Genomic DNA, 20667 nt, shown 5'->3' with positions numbered 1-20667 from the left:
CAGCTAATTATAAAGTACTAGCCAGTCTCCCAAGTGTATATTAGAAGCATAGAGAATCTGTTTTAGCACCAATTACCCCCTTCTCCTCAAATTTTTCTTTTCAATCTACCGTATACCCCGCTGCACTTGCTAACTTTGCGGCCAGATTTTAGGCGAGGGGAACTTTATTGGTGGATAGGAAGCTTATTTACCTTAAATATTTCCATCTTCTGAGATCTACTATCTATCACAAGCCACTGGGAACGGCTGGGCGGGAGCTAGTGTTATTGTAGAACACTTACTCACTTAAGCAATCGGCGGCTATAACTATTGACAATGATCAATATTACTTTACCAGATGGTTCGGTGCGCCAAGTAGAGAGCGGCTCATCGGCTATGGACGTGGCTAAATCCATTAGTGAGGGTTTAGCACGTAATGTGCTCTCTGCCAAAGTGAATGGAGAAGTTTGGGATGCCAACCGCCCCATGACGACGGATGCTACTTTGCAATTGTTTACCTGGAATGATAAGGATGGAAAAACGACCTTCTGGCACTCTTCTGCTCACTTGATGGCAGAGGCATTGGAAGCCCTTTATCCGGGAATTAAACTGGGTATTGGCCCTGCTATTGACACCGGATTCTACTATGATGTAGATGCTGGTGATCGTGTGATCAGCACCAATGACTTGCCTGCTATCGAAAAGAAGATGCAGGAACTGGCACGCCAAAAGAACGATTACGTTCGCAAGGATATCAGCAAAGCTGATGCGGTTGCTTACTTTGAGGAAAAGGGCGACCAGTATAAGCTGGAACTGCTGGAAGGCTTGGAAGACGGCGAGATTACCTTCTACACCCAGGGCGGTTTTACGGATCTGTGCCGTGGGCCACACATCCCTAATACAGGGACAATCAAGGCGGTAAAATTGATGAACGTTGCCGGAGCTTACTGGCGTGGCGACGAGAAGAATCAGCAGATGACGCGTATCTACGGCGTTTCTTTTCCTAAGCAAAAAGAACTGACGGAGTACCTTCATTTATTGGAAGAAGCCAAGAAGCGTGACCACCGGAAACTGGGCGCGGAACTGGATTTATTCATGTTCAGTGATCGGGTTGGAGCAGGTTTGCCGATCTGGCTACCTAAGGGTAATGCTCTGCGGGAACGCCTGATGAATTTCCTGCGAGAAGAACAGGAAAAGCGTGGTTACAAGATGGTAACCACTCCACATATTGGTAAGAAAGAGTTGTACGTGACTTCTGGTCACTATGAAAAATATGGGGAAGACAGTTTTCAGCCGATCAAAACCCCTCGGGTAGATGAGGAGTTTTTGCTGAAGCCAATGAACTGCCCTCACCACTGTGAAATTTTTGCACACCGGCCTCACTCTTACCGCGATTTGCCTTTGCGCATTGCTGAGTTTGGTACCGTTTATCGCTATGAGCAAAGTGGCGAGTTGCACGGCCTGAGCCGGGTGCGTGGCTTTACGCAAGATGATGCACACATCTTCTGTACCCCAGACCAGCTGAAGGAAGAATTCCTGAATGTACTGGACTTGACGGAAACTGTGCTGAAGAAAATGGGCTTTGAGGAGTTCACTGCCCAGATCAGTTTACGTGACCCTGATAACCCGAGTAAGTATATCGGTTCAACAGAGAACTGGGAAGCTGCGGAGAGTGCGATTATCAACGCTACCCAAGAAGTAGGGTTGTCTACTACGACAGAGCTTGGAGAAGCGGCCTTCTACGGTCCTAAGCTCGACTTTATGATCAAGGATGCTTTAGGGCGCTCTTGGCAATTGGGTACTATTCAGGTAGATTACAATCTGCCGGAGCGTTTCGAGTTGGAGTATATCGGTGCCGACAACAAAGCACACCGTCCAGTGATGATTCACCGGGCACCTTTTGGTTCGATGGAGCGCTTTATCAGTATCCTGATTGAGAACACGGCAGGTAAATTTCCGCTGTGGCTCACGCCTGAGCAGTACGCCATCTTGCCGATCAGCGATAAGTTCAACGGCTATTGCGAAGAAGTGCAGCAAGCATTGGCAACACACGACATTCGCGGCTTTATTGATGATCGTAACGAAACCATTGGTCGTAAGATCCGCGATACGGAATTGAAGAAAATTCCTATCATGTTGATCGTTGGTGAGAAAGAAGCCGAAGGCAATGCGGTTTCCGTTCGTATTCAGGGCGAAGGCGACAAAGGTGCGATGTCTATTGAGGAGTTCGTAGCCTACTTCAAAGAATTGTTGTAGCAGTTAAATACTTCATCGACGTCCGGCATTCGCCGAAAGTCGAGCTCAATAATTCAGTAATAAGATCATCAGGGCGGAACAGCAAATGTTTCGCCCTATTTTGTTTTATCGTCTCCCATCTATGATTTCCCTTAGTTTATTGACAACAGAAACCTTGTAGGTTATTCTTTACTGTGTCCTTGATATTTGCAGGTGTTGCTTTTATGTTCAAAAAAAACACCTGAAATGAATAAGTTTATATTTTCTCTTCTTTTATCTCTCACTTTCTCTTTATCGGTTAACGCGGCCATCGAATGGACGGGAGGTTCTGGCAATTGGGAAGATGCCAACAACTGGAACACTGGTCAAGTACCTGGGATTAGCGATGATGTACTCATTCCCTCGGGAGTAGTAGAACTCAATAGTAATGCTACTATAAGGTCCTTGGATCTAGGCGCTGGTGCCAATTTGATTATCAAGCCATACGCTCGATTGACGGTTTTGCCCACAGCGGTTACTTTTTACCCTGTGGTCGTTTATGGAAAACTCAATATAGAAGGAACCTTGCAAGTCCTTGATCAATTAGGAGGTGGATCAACGTCACATTATATTACCCTCTATGGTTACCTCCAGGTAGAGAATTCAGGAACGGTGGAGCTAGATGGCCGTGCTATAGTTGTTTATTCTGCCGGAGTATACAATAATAGAGGACTGACCCGTATCGAAAATTTTAATTGGAGAGGCCTTAATGTTTTTGGTGTTTTTCTTAATAGTAAAACCTTGGAAATAGAAGGAGAAGAGGCTGAATTAGGAGTGAAAGTATTTGGCAATGGTCAGTTTGTTAACCATAAAAATGTTTATATCAACAATGCTACCAGAGGGATAGAAAATGAAAATAGGGTTTACAATACGCGCTCTATTTTCTTAACGAATTGTGGGAGTGGTATCTTTAATTATGGTCTGGTAGACAACCGCTATTCAGGGTTGATAAAGGCGGAAGGTTCTGATGTCTCTTTTGATTTTTATAATGCAGACGGAGCTACGATCAGGAATCGTGGCCGGATTCAGACGAGCAACAGTGATGTAGCAACAGGAATTCGCAATTACGGTAGTATTACCAATTATAGCAATGGGCGCATTTACCTGGAAGGTGAATACAATTATAGCTTATTGTTAAATGAGGAGGATGCTGACTTTCTCAATTACGGGAGAATTAACCTGTATGCCAGCGCTAGCGCTAACCGAGATGGATTGAGAAATAAAGGTGACTTTACTAATTACTCCAGCGGAAGGATCAGTGTCGAAGGCGATTATCCTACCGCTTTTTATAATGAAGAAAACTTCACGAATCAGGGGTATCTATTCGTGGCTGGTGACCAGTTGTTGGCCATTCATAACAAAGGGGTCTTACAGAACTCTTCCTGTGGAGAGATAGTAATCGAAGGTTATTTTGATAACGATGTTAATAGTGTTTGGCTCAATGATTCGTGGCTTCGCCTCACCACTGATAATGCCCCTATTAATGACGGGTTCTTTCAAAATACGGCGATCATTGAAGACATCTACAATGTATTGGATGGCGTGAATATTTTTAATGACGGTGTCATTGCACATTTGCTTAATGGGCCTCTTTTTGTAGGGATGAATAATAATATTTTAAACATCGGATCGCTTAGCCAGCTTGGTCTTTCTGAGTTGTTTTACGATGCCCCTGAGGGGAATAAAATGGGAGAATATGATGAGGGGAACAATGAGTTGGACCTCTACGCTGATGCTGAAGGATTGGAAACAATATATTTTTCAGCGGAGCTACTGGGGTACAATTGCACAGCTTGGTTTGCCGTCAATATTATGGGAGGTATAGAGTATTCATCAAGCCCATTTGCCAGCCTTCCAACGGGGAATTCTACTGTTACCACAACTAAGGCCACTGTTTATCCTAATCCAAGCAATGGCTATATCCAGGTTGACTGGCCAGCAGCAGCTGTCGAGGAGGAAATACGCTGGTCGGTGATCAGTTTGCAGGGGCAAGAGGTAGCAAGAGGCACTACTGCACTTGGGAATATAGATTTACGTCATTTGCCCGCATCGACTTACCTGCTGCGTACCCAAGACGGGGCTGGGCTATGGCAAGTAGCAGAACGTATTGTTATTCAATAGCGAAGCTGCTCGTATCTTTCTACGTACCTTTGCCGCCGCCGTAGGGATGTCTATGGCAAAGTCTTGCTAAAAACTGAAAAGTAAAAGAATGGCAACTGAGAAAAACAAGGTAGAAGTACTGTTCAAATACGATAGCCCTATCCTGGAAGAAGCTATTATTGAAGTATTGTGGGCAGAAGTAGTCGATGAAGAAAAGGGCCTCTATCAGCTTAAGAGTATTCCTTTTTATGGCGCCTCCATTGCTACGGATGACCAATTTTATGCCACTTACGATAAAGAGGAAACCGGGCTATTATATCGCCAGACCACCAAGAGTTCAGGGAATTCTATTGCCGTAGTAGCCATTATTAACGAGGAGTATGACCAAGAAGAAATGGTTACGGCTTTTGAAAAACTAGGCTGTACCGTAGAGGAACTCAACGACCGCTATTTTGCGATGGAAGTACCCAAGCGTGTTTTTTATGGCGACATGAAAACGATCTTCAACAAATACGAGAAAGATAATCTGGAGTATGCTGAAACGTATTTATCAGCCAAACACCAAGCAGATTTGCGCAGAGGAGGGAAGTAAAGCAACTGCTGCTTCTGTCTCCTCGCTCTACGAATATCATTCCTGTAGAAATATCTACCTTCGCATCTAACAAAGTCTCTTATGTCTACCGAAGAAAACCGTCAGCTTGTTGACCTCCAATACTTGGAGGGGATTTTCAAAGAGCACGACATCAGCGCGCTGCTCATTGAGAAATCGGAACAATCTCCCTTAAACTATCTCATAGCGCCGTTTCCGTCCGTACCTGATGCACCAGAATCTTCCGTGCAGTTGATCTATATCCCTACACAAGACACCCTGGACGAGACCAACTTGCTGCAGTTCTTTGCTTACCTGTCAGAAGAGGCAGTAGCGGAGCCGGAAAGCACCAACGAACTCCTGCATTACCTGAATCTTCGCACGCCAGTTGGGTACTTCGGTGTCACTGCGGAAGGAGGCCTGTTTTATCGTTACGTTTATGCGTTGCCACGCTTCCAGCCGCCCAACAAAGAGACCTTTCTGGACACGTTCTCTATGTTTTCCAGTACTTTTGTATCCTTCGGCCCACTAATCCTGAGCGTAGCCCAGGGAAAAATCGACCTGGAGGTTGCCAAGCGCCAACTTGGGGCGTAGCCACTGCTGCTATGTCCAAGGCTAGCTTTATTGCTTACTGATTTTCTGGCTAATAACCCCATTGTCCGTAACCACTTTTAGCCAATAAACACCTGACGGCAGCTGGGTTAAAGAAACCTCTTCCCGTTCACCAAAGCCGAGCTTTTGCTGAAGCATCAAGCGGCCTGTTTGGTCGTAAACAGACAATGCCTGTAGTTGAGCGCCGGGCAAAGAGAGCGTGATTTGATCATTGGTAGGGTTCGGGAAGACTTGCAATTCATTGCTTGCCAAAAGCTGCTCTTCTGTATCTACCACCGTGAAGGTTTCGCAGAAGTGATCGTTTGCCGTATTTTCATCGAGTTCACTGTTGGGTGCTGCCGTAAATAAGCAGAGGTCTAGGTTAACAATGAGGTTGCCATTCTCATCGTAGTCTACACCATGGTCGCTACCGTAAGTGAATGGAACGCTGATGCTGGAATTCGCAGGAATAGTGATCGCTTCTTGCGAAAAAAAACGGCCTTCGGCACAATTGAAATTACCTTGAATGGGCCCACCAATCAGGAAATTGTCTACCTGTGTATCGCTAAAATTGGTAACCTGTACTTCGCCTGACCAGGAAACACGGACTCGATCGAATATATCCCAAATGTAGAGATCGAAGCTGTCAATGGTCATGTTGAGCCCCGTAATGCCAATATCTGGGCCAGTAATTGTAGGGAGGCCCGTACTTTTTCGGACGTAACCATGCGAGAGATAAGCGTAACCTATTTGTGATTCAAAAAGATCATTGCCTAGCTGATAAAAAGTACCATTCTCTTCAATGATTTGCAAAAGTGTTCGGTCTGGTGTTTCCCAAGTATTGGTGATAGCTACTTCCGCTTGATCGGGTAGAAAGGTTGCAATAACATGAGGAGAACCGAGTGTGCTGTAAACCTGTACGCCTGCCTCGTCAATGTGTAGCCGCGTACCTTCTATGAGGGTAACGGGGAGTGGGAAGTTGGAAGTTTCTTCTGTACTGAAATTGTAAAACCAGAGACTAAGGCCATCTGTCCAATAAAGACCGTCTGCATCTGCCTTAAGGTCGGTGATATAGGTATCGGAGTTATAAATTTCCTGTTGATCACCGGAGGCTTCTTTCATAATAATGGAAATGTCGGTGCTTACGGCAAAAGCATCGTCGGAGAGCACCGCCAAATGAACAATTTCAAGACCATCAAAGCTCCAGGAGAGGTCGGTGGTACCATCGCTGTTTAGGCGTTGGACTGTTAAGCCTGTGCTCCAGAAGACTTGTCCGTTAGGCAAGGGACGCACAGACATAATGCCTCCTTCATTGGCTTCGTTGTCCAATTCTTCACGATGGAATAGGACTTCTCCGCTGGCACTGAAGTGGGTAATAATTGCCATGAATTCAAAAGAAACATCATCGGACATTCTTCGCCACCCAGCAGCCCAAATAGAGCCGTCGTTAGCAAATTTCACATCGGTATAGGTGCCGTAGTCCATTGCTGCTTCGTCGCTGCTCCACAATTCTTCACCTGTGTTTTTATCAAGGTAGCTAAGATGAGGAGTGTCACATTGACCATGGAAGCCTGCAAGCGCAATGGCGTTTCCGTTTACGTCCATAGCGGCGTAATTTGCCCACTCATCTTGAGGGACAAAGCTGAAGTCATTTTGGGCATTTAAGAAAGAAAGTGCAAAAAAAGCAAGTAGTGTGATTGAGCGCATCATACTGGAGTAGGTTTAGTAGAGAGATGTTTTTTAAGTCTTTTTCAAGATTATTATTTTCTCCAACATGAGAAAGCAAATAGCTGACAAAAAAGCTTTGACCGGTAACGGAATCGTGATTAACGGCATCAATGTGCAGGTAACCGACAAAAGCCCCCTTAGGAATTATTGTGTTGTTTGTGTTAAATTTTATTTAAGTACAGTAAAAATCCTTTGTTTTGCTAAACATTTTATGCTATTTTGAGGATATTATACTGTACAGTTTCATAATCCCAAGTCAAACCCCAGAATAAATGAAGCACCTTATACTCCTTTTTTCTTTTTGTTTGTTAAGCAATTTTGCTATCGGTCAGACAAGTTTCCATACCTTCGGAAGCTCTCCGGCCGTTACAGAATTACAGGTGTTTCCTAATCCGGCAGTAGACTATATCCAGGTAAGTACCAATCAGGATGTTGAGCGTGTAGCTGTGTTCAATTTAGCGGGGCGCAAAATTAAGACCTACACTTACCGGGCAGAAGATAAATATTATGTTGGCGATTTACCGAAAGGCATGTACCTGGTTCAGTTATTAGGGGTACAGGATCGTCGCCTTGCAACAAGGCGTATCAGCATACGTTAACGATTTTGGCAGCAATGCCTTTTTTGTTTTGACGCTCGAATGTAAAAATGGTAGGGCCTTCTGCGCAAGTAGAAGGCCCTACCATTTTAAGAATTTGAGTGAGTGAGACAGTTTACTCTTTGGCTTTCTTTTGCAGCTTTTTTACTTGTGCTTTTGCACTAGCGGCTTCTTCTTTACGGTTTGCTAACCGTTCTAATAAGCGACTAGATATTCGTACGAAATCCATTTCGGTAATGATGCCAATCAATTCGTTGTTTTGGACCACCGGTAAACAACCGATCTTTTTCTCTCGCATCATTTTCATGGCGACCACGATATTGGCTTTGGGGTCTATGGTGAGCGGCGTCTTGATCATGATGTCTCGTACAGCTGTTACAGGTGTTCCGTTCACGGTTTTTCCATTGGCGAAATAACGCAACATCATTCGGCCGGTAATCAGCCCAATAAGGTCACCTTTGGTGTTTTCGACAGGCATATGGCGGACCTTTCGCCAGTCCATCAAGTGGGCTACCATTTCAATGAGGTCAGCTTCATGGACGGTAAATAAATCCGTTTCCATAAACTCCTCTACGGTGAGGGTGGCAGGGCCATACTCTTTCAAGTCGCTTTGTTGTGGCATTTCCCAGGTGTGTACAGGTTTTCCTTCATCTTGCTGTTTGAGCATGCAGGCGGTTAGAATAGCAAGTGCTTCGTCGCGATTTACTTCTTTCTTAAGTTTACTGAAGGCCCTCAATTGCCAGCGGGCACCATTCATGTGGGCTTTGGCTCTTCCTTCAATTACGCCAAGGTATTTGTCGATATCTTTTTTATCAACTTTCCTCAGTTCCAACCCTTCCCGTGCGATGGGTAGTAGTTCTTCTAGTATCAATTCACAAGCACCGATCTTTTTATCACCAAACCAGGTGAAGTTGGTGTCGATACCGAATTTGGCAGCTTTGCCGAAGTTGTCGCGAACATCTTCCCAGGAAATCTTCTCGCGAATGTCTGCATGGCGGGCGGCCATACCCGTCATTGCACCTAANCAGAAGGCTGCATTCGCAACTTCGTCAATTACGGTAGGGCCAGAAGGCAGCACTCTGTTTTCGATGCGTAAGTGTGGCTTCCCATTGTCGCTGATGCCGTAGCACGGGCGATTCCAGCGATAAACGGTAGAGTTGTGCACTTGAAGGGCCTTCAGTTTTGGAGCTTTTCCGTTGCGTATTTGTTCAATACTGTCTTCCGTTATTTCGGTGTCAAGTAAAACGCGGAAGCGAGCAATATCTTCTTTGTAAATCTCCATCAGGGATTTATCCAACCAACCTGAGCCAAAACTTACGCGAGGGCTTCGTTCTCTGAGGTGATCGTGGGTGGTACGCACATCAAGCGCCTGTTGGAAGAGTGCTATCCGGGATTCGTGCCACAAGCGTTTACCAAAAACAATGGGCGAGTTGGCTGCAATCGCCATAATCGGTGCAGCTAGTGTCTGCGCAATATTATACATCTGAACAAAGGAATCAGGCGTCACTTGCAGGTGTACCTGAAAACTAGTGTTACACGCTTCCAATAGGGGAGAGTCGTGCTTGACCAGCAATTCATCAATACCTGATAACCGTAATTCGTAGGCTGTGCCGATCAATTGCTGGTTGATCGCTTCCATGAGTGCAAAATACCGTGGCCGAGGCGTAAGGTTATCCATCGAGAGGTCAAACTTCCGCAGCGTAGGAAGTATCCCTGTAAGTACAACTTCTGCCCCCATCAGTTGAGCTTGTTTACGGATCGTCTTCTGATGCTGCATGTTTTCTGCCTCCATTTCGCTGAGGCATTTTCCTGTGAAAACACGAGGTGTGAGGTTGGTCTCTAGGTTGAACCGTGCCAATTCGCCATCGGCCCAGGGGTACTTGCTAAGTTTTTCTAAAACCTCAGGGCCAATAGTGGCCGGAGTCAAGTCCTTCTGGTCGACTAAGCACATTTCCTGTTCAGCACCAATCCGGATAGTATCGCTTTCAAACCACTCATTTTGTAGCATATATTCCAGCGCACGAACATCCTTAAGCAGATGTCGTACAAAACTGTGCATGCTTTTTTCATCTTGTACTAGTGTAACTCTTTGTTCCCCCATGATCTATACTTTGAGCAATTGTTTGTTGGCATATTATCTGGCTAATATAATCGTTTGTAATTAGCCAAGGAGACTTCCTGAATAATTTTGTCAAAACAGACGTTGTTTATATAAAATTCTGCGGTACAGCGTTTGGTAGTAAAACCTGATCTTTACCCAAGTTTTTAATACTCAATCTTCTAGCTATGCGGTTATTCTTTGGACTTTTTCTACTTACAGTCGTGACGTTGTTCGGTTCTTGTCGTGATGAAATTGGAGAATCTCTCTTTGAGATGGACTACCCACCGAAGTCTTTTACGCTCGCGGCGGGAACCAATACTTTTGTTAGTTCTGTAGTGGCGGTTTCCAACATCCCTACGAATTACCCCAGTTTTCTGAATGCCAGTGGCTACTCTGCAACGGATGTTACCAAGATCGTCCCTCGTTATGCACGCCTGGTATCGGTTGACGGTCTGGATACTGGTTTCCTTTCGGAAGTATCGGTACGTATTTGCCCCAATAGCCAACAGGATTGCACCGCAGCTGACGAGGCTTTTTATATAGATGACATCTATCGTCGTAATATTAGCAATATCAACCTCCTGCCTGCATTGGGGAATTTTAAAGATTTGCTTTCCTCAGGGCTCTATAAATTAGAGGTGGTATTCTTTCTCGGGGAAATATCTCCCTACAGTGTAGATTTTAGGTTGGAGTATGGTTTTGAGGCGTTTAAGTAGGGGATGGTGTTACTTTTCTCCCTCACCGCATTATGCTAGTAATTCTACTCTTTTAATTTCCGGAACAATGAGGGTGGTGTTTTAATTACAAAATACCAAGTTATGATGCGCTATCTATTTCTGGCAGCTTTGCTGCCCTGGCTTTGCTGTGCTTGTACTGATAGAGAAGAAGAAAATTTACAACAAGCAATGGATACATTTGAGCGAGTAGATTTCCTGTTGGACAAAGTTGGTAAGGACGATTATCAAATGACCATAAAAATTTTACGAGATGACATAAAAAGAAAATATCAACCGATAGGACCAGTAATGGACACTATTCTTTTAGCAACCAAAGAATTATTAAGTGCTATTGGAGTCTGCGATTTTGCACTCCGTCATGAGAAAGATTTTTCAAGAGAAAAACAATTAGAACACTTTGCTACATTAGAGAAAATTCTTACTGCTACAAACACTAGGATAGAAAGAAGTTATTACCAATTTATGGAAGAATACGGAGACTCTATTAGCTTAAAAAAAGAGGATGCTGTAAAATATACTCAGTGGCTTTCTGACCACACACTAGTTCCGAAAACATTTTGGCAAAATAGCCACTACACTAAGTTCACGGATAGAGACCTACGCTTTTTGCTTGCTAAAATGAAAACAGATGTGAAACAGCGGGCTGCTTTCCTTATTTACCATTTCGCAGAGCTGTCGGGAGGAATGAATGATTGTGGGTACTTTTATTCTTTGCCGGAGATTATCCAGCAGCAGAACAAAATGGTCAGAGGGAGGTCGTTTAAAGCTATTATTGGTTTTCCTGGATTGTGTTATGAGCATTCGCGCTTTAATCTCCATATCTATGTCAATGATAAAGAGCTGAGTTCTGCAAAAGGACGTTTTGCTTATTACACCTCTGCCCCAATCTATCAAGACGAAAAAACGATCTACATCACAGGAAAATTGAAAGACCCTGTGACAGGAGAAATTCAGGTATTGATAGAGGATTTTCCTTATTCGATTATTGTGGATTAATAAAGAACTGAGTCTTATGAGAATGATTGTCATTGCATTGGCAGGCACTGTATTCCTAATGGCTTCATCTTGCCAGAAAAGTAGAATTGATACGGACTTGCTGAATAGTATGTTAGTAAGCCAGCAATACGCCGCCTTACAACTTGAAGAAGACAACGATTTATTGTTCAGCAATACACAGTATCTTCTATATAGCGAATCCAAAAAGAAGTACAGGCCTATTGGCGATTTTATGGAGAATTTTAGGCTTGCGATTGATTCTATAAGAAACGAGTTGAAAGAAAATTCAGATGTAGCATTAGGTCAGCAGGATCAAAATATGGAAAAACTAAGCCACTCGTTGATTGATTTTCACTATTCAGTTTTAAATGACTTTGAAAAACTTTTGCTTACCAATGATTCCATTCTCTTTTTAAGAGAAAATAGGATCAAAGCTTATTGCAATAAGCTTGCTGAGGCTGTTTCCTTTATTCCTGAAACAAATAGAGAGCTCTTTGGAAAAAGGTTAACAGCTGTTGAAAGAAAAGTTGCTCTTCAAAAGGTTATTTTAGATTTAAACATATTAGAAGCTCAAGTGCTCTATTTTGTGGCTGACTTGCTTGGTGGAACCTCGATTTGTGGATTCTCTGTCTACGAGCCCGTTGTCTACAAAAATAAGGATATCAATCAAAAGGAAGGAAATACTTTGATTGTGATAGAAGAATACCCGGAGCCTAGTCAATCCGAGGATATTCACCTCACCATAAACGGCCAGAATATTCCCGTTTATCAAGGGTTATATATCGCTTATCCAGATAGTTTATTGAAAATCCATCACAATACACTGGAATTTTCAGGTATCTATTTTAACCACCTAACTGGTGAAAGAAATGATTTTCTGTCTACTGATCCTTATATTTTGGAGGTCGAATAACTCTTGGCGCACCTAGACTTGCACGAGTACCTACACAAAATTCAGTTTTCCGTATATTGTTGAGTTAAACAGCCAAAGCCTCTCAAAAGGAAGATGAAAAGGACAAATTGCCAAAGCAATTGACACCACAAAAACAAAAAAATCATCTAACAAACAAACCATCTAACCATCCATCCATGTCCCGCACCTTCCTCCTTCTTACGTTTTTAGTATTAGCCACCTCGCTGTTGTCGGCCCAAAAAAAATACCAAACTGAAACCGCTGCCGCTGCGATGCTTCCTGCATACTGCGATTTTTTGAGCCTCCCTTGTGATGCCAATACCCCTGCGGAGTTGGAGCCTAATATCAAGTGGTGCGAAGCACAGTTTGGACAGCGAGATTTTGTTGTGAAGCGTTTGCCCACCGCAGGTATAGCGGTTTTATTGGCCGAATACATGGTGAAAGAGGACCTCCAACAGTATTGTTTTACGTGCAACCCGTACGCCGCTCGATGCTCCTACGGGNATATGGTTGGAGGGCGCAATGGTGGATGCTTTGCAAGAAGATATAGTTAAAATTCGTACCCACGGGGGCTCAATTCCAATTGCTCCTTTTGTGGAAACACTGGGCGTCCCTGCGGTGATCGTTCCTTTGGTTAACCCTGATAATAATCAGCATAGCCCTGATGAAAATTTAATGCTCAGCAATTATTTCCGGGGAGTAGAAGTCTGCTATAGCATTCTACGCACCAAAATCCCGCAAGAATAAATTACATTTGTGACAATATATTGCGCAAAAAACAAATTAAGCTTCCTTTTGGGTTTTTCAAAAAGTAGACACGCTTAAATTGAATAGCTTAGTCTCCTTTTTGAAAAACGTCGGCTCAATTTGTTTTTGTGCTGTTTCTAAAGAATCTATATGCGTTTTTGGGCTTTATTCTTCGTGGTGTCTGGATGGGTATTTACGCTAAGTGCGCAAAATACCAACAATCCCTTTGAGCTAAGCCCTAGGCTTGACCCGACTGCTCAAATAGAAGAACCCGTAGAAGAGAATACAGCGTCAGAAACAAATCCTTTTGAGTTAGACCGGGCGGGTAGGCCTACTGCGTCATCGAACGAGTCTAGCGCTGTGGATACCTCGACTAATCCTTTTGACTTAGCTGTTCCTACTACGCCTGTAGGTGATAACGAAGCTGTATCCGGTGGTGAAGAAGAATCCAGTGATGTTTCGGTAACGACCGCAGAAGGTGCGACAACAGGCGGCAGTTTGCTGCTGATTACCTTGCTCTTGTTAGGAGCTGCAACGTTGAGTCTTATCTTCTTTCGAGGAATGTACGTCAAGGCTTATCGAGCGCTTTTCAATGACAATCTACTCTCTCAGTTATACAGAGAAAGAGAGGCTGGTGCTTTAGGTGTATTTCTAATCACTTATGCGGTTTTCTTCCTTGCAGCGGGCTTTTTTACAGTATTAGCACTTCGGCACTGGGGGTATCTTGAAAAGCAGGAGCTGTGGTCACAGTTTATGTATATTACTGCGGGTATTGCTAGCCTGATGGTTGTCAAGCACTTACTTCTGGCAATTATTGGGTATGTTTTTCCTGTACAAAAAGAAACAAGTCGTTACAGTTTCACGATTATGATTTTTGCCATAGTACTTGGCCTTTTTCTTACGGTGGGTACTGCTATCCTTGCCTATATCCCCGTTGAATACCAGACACCAGTCATTTATATCTGCCTCGGGACAATGCTAGTGGTGTATTTGTTGCGTAGTTTTCGAGGGCTGTTTATTGCTAATCGATTTATTTTCAATTACCAGTTTCACTTTTTGTCGTATATTTGCGCCGTCGAAATCGGGCCTGCCCTATGCTTATTTAAATATTTGACCGATTTCTGAATAAGTGATGGAACAACTTGTTTCCGTCAACTTACCAAGTGGTTTTTCACTTATGAGATTAAGCGGCCGGCCATCTTTTTCTAAAAAAAACCGTGTGCATGGCAGCAAATACCAATGTGATGGAGGAGACGTACAAACGCGTTAAGAGTATCCTTATTTCCCAGCCCAAACCAGAGCGGTCCCCTTACTATGAGCTGGAAAAGAAATATGATCTCCAGATAGACTGGCGGCCGTTTATACATGTAGAGGGGGTAGAAGTAAAGGAATTTCGAAAGCAGCGCGTTCGTCCAGACGAATTTACTGCAGTCATTTTTACGGCAAAAAATGCTGTTGACCATTTCTTCCGCATTTGTGAAGATATGCGTATCACTATGCCGCAAGACACGAAGTACTTTTGTCTGACAGAAGCGATCGCTAATTATTTGCAGAAATTTATTATCTACCGGAAGCGTAAAGTATCTGTAGGTAAGCGTCATATCCAAGATTTAAGCAATGCGTTGAAAAAGAACAAAGACGAAAAATTTCTTCTTCCTTGTTCCAACCTTGGCGCTAAAGGTGTTTCCTCTTACTTGACGGAAATGGAGCTTAACTGGCAGGATGCAATGATGTATAAAACGGTGAGCAGTGATTTGTCGGACCTTAGTGATGTCACTTATGATATTCTGGTCTTTTTCAGCCCTCTGGGGATTACCTCTTTGTACGAAAATTTCCCGGAATTCATGCAGAAGGACACGCGTTTGGCTGTTTTTGGCAGTTCTACTACCAAAGCTGTTGAAGAGCATGGGCTAAATGTAAATATCCGAGTTCAGCCACCAGAAGTTCCTTCAATGACGAAGGCACTGGAAATTTATCTTAAGCAATCTAATCCGGATATCAGTTAGTTCTATATCCTGTGTTTATAAAGATCTATGCATCCCGAACCTTGCCTTTGTGCTTGGTTCGGGATGTTTGTTTTTATTGATATCAACCATGTGTTATTCCCTGCTGTTGGTAAGGGAGAATACCCTCAAGCCAGTTATGATTGATTTTATCGAAAAGTTAAGTCGAAACTTACAGTCACCGTTACCTGGGCGTAAGGCGCAGTATAAAATGGCGCATGCCGTTCGCCAGGATACGCCTTTGCCACCATCAAATGCTAAAGAGGCTGGTGTTTTAGCTTTGTTTTATCCCAAGGCTAAAGATTGGCACCTGGCCCTCATTCTACGGCCCAATAAAAATCCTAATGATCGTCACGGAGGTCAGGTGAGCTTTCCTGGAGGAAAAAGAGAGGCGAGCGACGAAAACCTACAGGCAACAGCTTTGCGTGAAACAGAGGAAGAAGTGGGCGTAGATCGGCGTGATGTTGAGGTTCTTGGCGCTCTTACAGATTTATATATTCCTGTGAGTAATTTCCTTGTAGAGCCATATGTAGGGTTCCTTGATTATGAACCGGTCTTTAATCCTCAGCCTGAAGAAGTAGAGCAGGTGTTAGAGATTCCTTTTCTTGCTTTTATAGACGCACAAAATCGTCAGTTGAAAGATTTGCGGATCAATTCACAAATGACGCTCAAAAAAGTCCCCTATTTCGCAGTAGAGCAACAAACGGTATGGGGGGCAACAGCGATGATGATAAGTGAGCTGTTGGAGGTTTGGGAACAATAAATCTCCACCTTTAATGAGCATCAAAGCTTGACTTATTCAAGAGATGCTGCATTAGTTCGTGAAAATCAAGCACAGGAGAAAAATTAAAATCTTGGTAATGAGTCGCTCGAAGGCGTAGGTTGTGTATCTGGTCATTTCTAATTTCCAACTCTATCATAATATTGCCGAATTGTTGGTTCNTTTTTTCGCCTTCAGTAAACTCCAAGCGAGGTTTGAGATAGTGTTTTTCGACAGTTTCTACCCATTGGTTTCGGTTATAGGTTTTCGTATCTGATATTTGAGTACGATAATTGAGGGTTTTAATCCTTTCTTTAAAGTAATCAAAAAGGAAAGTTGCTTCTCGGCGGGTATAATTTGTACGGTGAAAGTAAAGAATGAACCCTTTGGAAGAAGGGAGGTTTAGAAAGTCGATACCATCATCGTTAACCGAACCTCTTTTGTGATAAACGGTATATTGATCAGCAAGCCAATCAATAAGCCTCCGTAGAATGTAGGACGATTTCCATTGCTCATAATCTGTTATTTCTTCAACTGATCGCTGGATAAGCTCGTGAATGATCGGTTGGCTAGAAGAGCTCTGGGCTACTGCTTTTTCTAAATTAAATAATCGCTGCCAAAAGCCGGACATGTGTTGAGGTATAAAAGGGTGGCGAAACTTGTATATTCGAATATGTTATCCTAACATTTCGCTTGGGAGATGGTTTGTGATGCGAATTTTATATTTTTGGAAAACTAAAGAAATCCCTCCAATAAGTTCAATATGCTACCTTGGCACGAACCTCATTCCTGGCTATATTATTTGCTGCTACTCAGTTTAGGAGGAGGAGTGTTGATGAGTGTTACTGCAGGGAGTTTGTTTTTTTTGAAACGCTCGGGCGTAAAGCGGGCTAATATTTTTTATGGTTTGCTTTTGCTTTGTATCGGTGGAACACTGCTGCACAATATTATTTATGTAACAGGCTTTTACGATCATTACCCCGCGTATAAGTTTTTTCCTATCTATTTTACGTTGGCTATTCCCGCCTTGCTTTTTTTTCATGTTAAACTAAGCCTTTATCCTGAATATCGATTGCGCTGGAGCGATATGAAGCATTTTATGCTGCCTCTTGCGCAATGGCTGTTTTTTTGGTCCATTTTTCTTCGCCAACCGATTGATAAACTGGCCGTAAGCCGAGATTTTTATAACCCCTTTTACGGAGGCTTGGAACAAGCCATTTATTTAGCATCTTTTTTTGCCTACCTCTATTTTTCTTACCGTTATGTCTATCAAAGACGCTATCACCTCCGACAGTCATCGGCAAACCCTCAAAAGCGGGAGAAGTTAAGTGTTGGAGAAGGGCGGAAAGTCTGGTACTTAAGCAAATTGCTTAAAGGGTTGTTTATCCTTTTTGGCATCCATACGGCCTTTGTCTTGACAGATTTTTTTTGTTATGAGTTTCTCTATATCAATTTACGTTCCGTCCGGGTTTATGCGGGGTTAGGGGCAATGTCTTTTGCAGCAATGGTCTATTTTTTAAGCGTCTATGGTTTTCAGGTTTTGTTCTGGGGCCGCAAGCGCTTGGGAGGCAACAGAAAGTGGTAGTACTTGTATCTATCTGGCAACTAAAACAACAACATCATGAACCGCAGAACCTTTAATGCTACTTTGCTTACCGCAACAGCGGGCCTTTCGCTTGGGATGAAAGCAAATGCTGAAAGCAAGAAGCCCATGTTGCTTCCACCCCGTTTGAGGCCCGGTGACCAGGTGGGCCTCATTACTCCTGCTTCTTATATCGAAGATGAAGGCTTGGAAAAAGCAGTGAAAAATATTGAAAGCCTTGGCTTAAAACCAGTGTTAGGAAAAAATATCCGGGCAGATTATGGTTCTCTGGCGGGTAGTGATGGGCAGCGATTGGCAGACTTTCATCAACTTTTTTCTAATCCCGAAATAAAAGGAGTTTGGTGTGCCCGAGGTGGCTACGGTTGTGCGCGCTTGCTGCCAAAGGTTGATTTTAAGATGATCCGTAGAAACCCCAAGGTGTTTGTGGGTTACAGTGATGTTACAGCGCTTCATATAGCTATCCAACGCTATGCTGGTCTGGTTACTTACCACGGCCCGGTGGGCAGCTCTACACTCACGGATTATACCCGGCAGCATCTTGAAAAAATGCTTTTTAGCCCTGTTGACAACTATAGCATTGATCTTGCTCCTCTACAGAAAGAGAAAGCGCTGGAAGAAGAAATTTATACCACGAAAATTATTCGTCCAGGGGTAGCGGAAGGGCGATTGGTTGGTGGGAATTTGACCTTACTAGCCAGCGCATTAGGAACGAAATACACGCCTAAACTCAAGAATAAAATTCTTTTTATGGAAGATGTTGGTGAAAAACCTTATCGGATAGATCGGATGCTCACCAGTTTACGACAAGCTTGGCCACTGTCTGATTTGGCGGGTATAGCAATGGGGGTTTTTGCTGGTTGTGAGCGCAAAAGCGGCAGTCGCTCTCTTTCCCTTCTCGAAACGATTGAAGATCGATTAGGAGATTTAGATATGCCCATCATTTATGGCTTGTCTTTTGGGCATGTTGATGATATGTGTACCCTTCCAATGGGGATTAAGGCTCGGCTGGATACCACAAGTAAAAGTATTACGCTGCTGGAACCATGGATTAAATAAAACATGGGTTCTCGCTATGCAGCGAAAACCCATGTTAAAAAAAACGTAGTCGAAATGTACGCTTAGTCGTTGATGACAATCAAAATTCGGGATGACTCGTGTTTATTCTACTACCGTGATCTTTAGCATATTTGTCCGATGACGGCGGTGAAGAGGCATACTGCCGGTGTTGACAATGATATCTCCTTCTTTTACTCTTTCATTAGCTTTCAGAATCTCTACAACATCTTCGATGGTCTCATCAGTAGTAGTGAAACGGTCATAGTAGAAGGTACGTACTCCCCAGCAAAGATTGAGGGTCGCTAGCATGTGCATTTGGTCGGAGAAGATATAGACTTTAGCGTTGGGGCGGAAACTAGACACCTTAAAGGCTGTATAGCCAGAGTTGGTCATTCCAATAATCGCTTTGGCATTAATCTCCTCTGCAGTACGAGCTGCATTGAAACAAACGACATCAGAGAGGAAAGTCCGCGATTTTTTCGGAGATACTGGGCGATAATGCTCTATTGAATAGTGTTTTTCGGCTTCATCAATGATTTTATTCATTGCTTCCACTACTTTTACGGGGTGCCGGCCTACCGATGTCTCTGCGCTCAGCATTACTGCATCTGTTCCGTCTAGTACAGCGTTGGCTACGTCTGTAATTTCTGCCCGAGTTGGGCTAGGGTTCGTAATCATACTATCCATCATCTGGGTCGCTACGATTACCGGACGTGCCCGTTGGATACACTTTTTAATAATGTTTTTCTGGATAAGTGGAAGTTGCTCCATAGGAACTTCGATACCCAAATCTCCACGTGCGACCATGATACCATTGGATGCTTTGATAATCTTATCCAGATTTTCAATCGCCTCAGGCTTCTCAATCTTCGCAATGATTTTCGCCGGGTGTTCTACAGCATCCAATCGCTTACGCAAATCCTTGATGTCTTTAGCGTTGCGTACAAACGATAATGCAATCCAGTTGACGGGTTGCGTAAGGATGTAAGCAAGGTCACGTTCGTCTTTCTCTGTTAAAGAAGGCAACGAGATTTTAGTATTGGGCAGGTTTACGCCTTTATTGGAAGATAAAGTACCTCCAAAAAGCGTTTTCAATCGTACGGTATCCTTCTTGTTGGTCTCGATAACCTCAAAAACCAGTTTGCCATCATCGACGAGTACGCGCTCGCCAACCTCTACATCTGTGGAGAACTGTGGGTAGCTCATGTAGATGCGTTCCCGGTTCCCGATGCAGGGTTCGTTGACAAAGGTGATAACATCGCCTTCAGCCAATTCGAGTGCATTATCTTCGATTTTACCAACGCGCAGTTTCGGTCCTTGAAGATCAGCGAGGATACCAACATGGAAGCCGTATTTCTCATTGATGTAGGTGATCCGGTTGATGGTTTCTCCGTGTACGGCGTGTTCACCGTGAGAAAAATTTAGGCGAAAGGTATCTACTCCAGCCTTAACTAAGGCAAGGAGGTTTTCGTAAGAACTACAGGCAGGGCCCACAGTTGCAAGTATTTTCGTATTTTGGTGATCGGTGATCTTCATGGTTGAGTTTTTTTTCTATGGAGGGTAGCTACAAGTGACGGAGAGGAAGTAATAATCGTACAATCTTTAAAGAAAATTGGAAGATTAATTTCCGTTACCTTTACCAAGGTAAGTGTATTTTTTACAATAATAGGGTGCAAAAGTACTGATCTACCACAATTTCAACAACTTATTATGCTTTGTTTTTTCGCTAATCCTCCTAAAATCAGTTATTTCCAGTAAATTAGTTGCTGAAAAATATGACTAACCCAGAAGTTGTTAACCCCCAATAAAAGGGCAGCAATTATGGACTCAGCCAAATTAAAAGACCTCGAGATGAGGAGCCAATAAAGCGGCTGTAAGGGGAGGAAGTGAAAAA

The 20667-nt window shown here is 43.4% G+C and carries 17 protein-coding genes; 14 read left to right on the top strand and 3 right to left on the bottom strand.

Features of this window, described 5'->3' with window-relative positions:
- Window positions 1-315: 315 nt before the first annotated feature.
- From thrS to A3EU_RS0115850, 4 genes are all read left to right on the top strand, one after another.
- Window positions 316-2235: a threonine--tRNA ligase gene (gene thrS, locus A3EU_RS0115865; RefSeq protein ID WP_020537172.1), complete on the top strand. Its 1920-nt coding sequence runs from the start codon at window positions 316-318 to the stop codon at window positions 2233-2235.
- 225 nt (window positions 2236-2460) lie between these two features.
- On the top strand, window positions 2461-4374 hold the full coding sequence (locus A3EU_RS0115860) for a T9SS type A sorting domain-containing protein (RefSeq protein ID WP_020537171.1): 1914 nt from the start codon (window positions 2461-2463) through the stop codon (window positions 4372-4374).
- Between the two features lie 88 nt (window positions 4375-4462).
- Window positions 4463-4945, top strand: a complete 483-nt coding sequence (locus A3EU_RS0115855; RefSeq protein ID WP_020537170.1) for a DUF4265 domain-containing protein — start codon at window positions 4463-4465, stop codon at window positions 4943-4945.
- 81 nt (window positions 4946-5026) lie between these two features.
- Window positions 5027-5536, top strand: coding sequence for a type III secretion system chaperone family protein (locus A3EU_RS0115850; RefSeq protein WP_020537169.1), 510 nt, complete (start codon window positions 5027-5029; stop codon window positions 5534-5536).
- A 27-nt stretch (window positions 5537-5563) separates the two neighbouring features.
- Here A3EU_RS0115850 and A3EU_RS0115845 read toward each other — a convergent pair whose 3' ends face one another.
- Entirely contained in the window at window positions 5564-7243 is a 1680-nt protein-coding gene (locus A3EU_RS0115845; RefSeq protein ID WP_020537168.1) for a T9SS type A sorting domain-containing protein, read from the bottom strand.
- Window positions 7244-7533: 290 nt separating this feature from the next.
- On the opposite strand from A3EU_RS0115845, the gene A3EU_RS0115840 reads away from it, so the two are divergent.
- Window positions 7534-7860, top strand: a complete 327-nt coding sequence (locus tag A3EU_RS0115840; protein ID WP_020537167.1) for a T9SS type A sorting domain-containing protein — start codon at window positions 7534-7536, stop codon at window positions 7858-7860.
- 112 nt (window positions 7861-7972) lie between these two features.
- On the opposite strand, the gene A3EU_RS35640 is transcribed toward A3EU_RS0115840, so the two are convergent.
- Complete coding sequence (locus tag A3EU_RS35640; protein WP_483805859.1) at window positions 7973-9865, bottom strand: glutamate-cysteine ligase family protein; 1893 nt, start codon at window positions 9863-9865, stop codon at window positions 7973-7975.
- A 278-nt stretch (window positions 9866-10143) separates the two neighbouring features.
- Here A3EU_RS35640 and A3EU_RS0115830 point away from each other — a divergent pair, with 278 nt between their 5' ends.
- The 9 genes from A3EU_RS0115830 to A3EU_RS0115775 all read left to right on the top strand — a co-directional run bounded on the left by A3EU_RS0115830 (window position 10144) and on the right by A3EU_RS0115775 (window position 18773).
- Window positions 10144-10674: a hypothetical protein gene (locus A3EU_RS0115830; protein WP_020537165.1), complete on the top strand. Its 531-nt coding sequence runs from the start codon at window positions 10144-10146 to the stop codon at window positions 10672-10674.
- Window positions 10675-10776: 102 nt separating this feature from the next.
- Entirely contained in the window at window positions 10777-11691 is a 915-nt protein-coding gene (locus tag A3EU_RS0115825; RefSeq protein ID WP_020537164.1) for a hypothetical protein, read from the top strand.
- 16 nt (window positions 11692-11707) lie between these two features.
- Window positions 11708-12604 carry a hypothetical protein gene (locus A3EU_RS0115820; RefSeq protein ID WP_156825788.1) on the top strand — a complete coding sequence of 299 codons (897 nt, stop codon included), beginning with the start codon at window positions 11708-11710 and terminating at the stop codon, window positions 12602-12604.
- 534 nt (window positions 12605-13138) lie between these two features.
- The gene (locus tag A3EU_RS0115810) at window positions 13139-13351 is read left to right on the top strand and encodes a hypothetical protein (protein ID WP_044086062.1); all 213 of its coding nucleotides are present in this window, start codon (window positions 13139-13141) and stop codon (window positions 13349-13351) included.
- A 150-nt stretch (window positions 13352-13501) separates the two neighbouring features.
- The gene (locus A3EU_RS0115805; protein WP_020537160.1) at window positions 13502-14476 is read left to right on the top strand and encodes a DUF4271 domain-containing protein; all 975 of its coding nucleotides are present in this window, start codon (window positions 13502-13504) and stop codon (window positions 14474-14476) included.
- Between the two features lie 98 nt (window positions 14477-14574).
- Window positions 14575-15357, top strand: a complete 783-nt coding sequence (locus A3EU_RS0115800) for a uroporphyrinogen-III synthase (RefSeq protein ID WP_020537159.1) — start codon at window positions 14575-14577, stop codon at window positions 15355-15357.
- 88 nt (window positions 15358-15445) lie between these two features.
- On the top strand, window positions 15446-16117 hold the full coding sequence (locus tag A3EU_RS0115790) for an NUDIX hydrolase (RefSeq protein WP_156825787.1): 672 nt from the start codon (window positions 15446-15448) through the stop codon (window positions 16115-16117).
- Between the two features lie 760 nt (window positions 16118-16877).
- Window positions 16878-17699 (top strand): hypothetical protein, encoded by an 822-nt coding sequence (locus A3EU_RS0115780; RefSeq protein WP_020537155.1) that lies wholly within the window; start codon window positions 16878-16880, stop codon window positions 17697-17699.
- A gap of 36 nt (window positions 17700-17735) precedes the next feature.
- Entirely contained in the window at window positions 17736-18773 is a 1038-nt protein-coding gene (locus A3EU_RS0115775; protein ID WP_020537154.1) for a S66 peptidase family protein, read from the top strand.
- 102 nt (window positions 18774-18875) lie between these two features.
- Here A3EU_RS0115775 and pyk read toward each other — a convergent pair whose 3' ends face one another.
- On the bottom strand, window positions 18876-20309 hold the full coding sequence (pyk, locus tag A3EU_RS0115770) for a pyruvate kinase (protein ID WP_020537153.1): 1434 nt from the start codon (window positions 20307-20309) through the stop codon (window positions 18876-18878).
- Between the last annotated feature and the right edge of the window lie 358 nt (window positions 20310-20667).

Origin of the sequence: Lewinella cohaerens DSM 23179, assembly GCF_000379805.1 — a bacterium.
GTDB classification, from domain to species: Bacteria; Bacteroidota; Bacteroidia; order Chitinophagales; family Saprospiraceae; genus Lewinella; species Lewinella cohaerens.
The sequence above is the reverse complement of the archived record's forward strand: the minus strand, read 5'-3'. Positions and strand labels throughout refer to the sequence as shown.